Below are 1,999 nucleotides of genomic sequence, written 5' to 3'. Positions count from 1 at the left end.
TTTGAATTTGCAGGAGCCTTCAACTTAAACTTTAGCGATAACTCCCTGAATATACCCGCCCAGTTGGCAATACCAGCACCCGCCGGATTAGCACCTGGAACTGTAGCATACTTCCTCCGAAAAGGAGCAATTCCTGACGCAACCGGCACTTGGAATCCGATTTGGCTGCAAGAAGAATCAGGCCTAGTCGGAGATGACGGCAACATTCGCACCCAGTCTCCTCCCTATCCAGGTGTCGTCAGACCGGGCGAATACGCAGTAGTCTACGCCAGTCCGACGGGCAGCGCCACCTTAGTCAAAGGTCAGCTTACCCTCAACTACAACTTCCCCCTAGCATTTTTTGGCATCATTGACCCCCAGGGAAATATAGGTCAATTAATCGAGCCGGACAAATTCGTTACCACCCCAGCCTTTACCGTAACTCGCGACATTTCCTCAGTCCAATTAGTTGCAATCCCCAAGGTGGGACTTCCCGTAGTAACAGAGATAGGCGTGCAGCGGAACGACGACGGTACCGCCACTTTCAAGGCAGCTTTGAATATGCCAGCCCCAACTACCTCTGACCCCACAACACCTCCTGTCCTCCAAAAAGCTGAGCTGAAATTCAAGGATCAGAACAACCAGCAATTTGAGAACAATGAGCCCCTCTTATTCCTGACAGGGGGCAATATTTTAGTCAGGGGGCAATCAGTATGAAGTAGCAGTTAAAGTGCCTGATACAGTAGTGCTAGGCGCTTCAGGCGTCGTAGTGGAGAGGAAGCAGAACCAGATCGTCGAGCAAAAAGGCGCTACACCAGTATACAAAGAAATCCAGTACCACAGCAATCCAATTCGCCTGCCAGAGGGGGCAGAGTACGTCTTTGCAGCCTTGGGCGGTTCTGACCGAGTAGCGGTTCTCAACGGTAAAAACCCCGAATCAGTAGTTGATACTACAAACAGCAAGGACTTGCTGTTGGCTCAAATTCCTGTGGGGACTAGCGGTGTCACAGATTGGGCAGAATCAACAGCCGTGACTAGCGACGGAAATCGCGTTTACGCAACCTTGAGGAATTCAGGTCAAGTGGCATTGGTCGATCCAATGGTACTGCGACAGGTAGATACTGTGCCAAATACTTCAGGCGTCAATCCCATTGTCCTCCCGGCGGGCGCTAGACCCAAGTCAATAGTCATCAGTCCTAGAGACGATTATGCTTACATTGGCGACTTGAATCAAGCGAAAATTTACGTCCTTGACATCAACCCTAACTCGGCAACTTATCACAAAGTAGTTGAGACTATTAACGTCACTTCACCATTAGGGTTGAGTCAGTTGGCAATTAGTAGTGACGGGCGGCGGCTGTTCGGCACGGGTTCTGATAATAATGAGCAAGTGCCTAATCGTCGGATTTATGCAATCAATATTGACTCGAAGGATCGACCGAAGGATGAGAATTCCAATCCTCGTAAGTGGCATCAACAAATCGGAGTTATTCCTACTATTTCGGAGACCGAGGGAATATCAGCTACGAATGAGCCGAAGAAAATGGTGTTCACAAACGGATTGAATCGGAGTAATCCTGACCAGAATAATGACGCGCCTGGTTTTGGGGTGTTGGAAATTACTTCGGACGATCCTCTTAACTTTACTGCTTCTGTGAGTTATGCTCCTTTAAGTTTGGGTTTTCCTACTGATTATTTTGATGTGAATGAGGGGGTATCTGTCACTGTAACGCGGGATGGGCGGTATGGGTTTGTGGCTGGTCGCAATTCTGGAAGTCTTGGCCCTTCTGCAGATGTGCGTTCTGGGGGAAATATTGGGATTATTAAAGAGCCCTTGGGGCCAAATCCTCAATTAATCGGTGCTACCAGACCGATTCCAGAGGCTCTTACTAACGATTTGGTACTATCAAATGACAACAAATACCTTTATGGCTCTTATCCTTCTTTGAGTGGTAGCGGGAGCGTTTATGCTTTCGATGTTGAGGAAATGATTAAAACTCTGGACAATCCCGGTCAATTC

General features: G+C 48.3%; 2 pseudogenes. Both read left to right on the top strand.

The window, feature by feature from the left end:
• A pseudogene (locus JGK39_RS33495) lies at nucleotides 1-696 on the top strand (hypothetical protein); the annotation flags it as partial.
• A gap of 13 nt (nucleotides 697-709) precedes the next feature.
• Nucleotides 710-1,999: pseudogene (locus JGK39_RS33490) on the top strand (Ig domain-containing protein group 2 domain-containing protein); the annotation flags it as partial.

The sequence above is a fragment of the Microcoleus sp. PH2017_12_PCY_D_A genome (genome assembly GCF_020738565.1).
Classification (GTDB): domain Bacteria; phylum Cyanobacteriota; class Cyanobacteriia; order Cyanobacteriales; family Microcoleaceae; genus Microcoleus.
The sequence above is the reverse complement of the archived record's forward strand: the minus strand, read 5'-3'. Positions and strand labels throughout refer to the sequence as shown.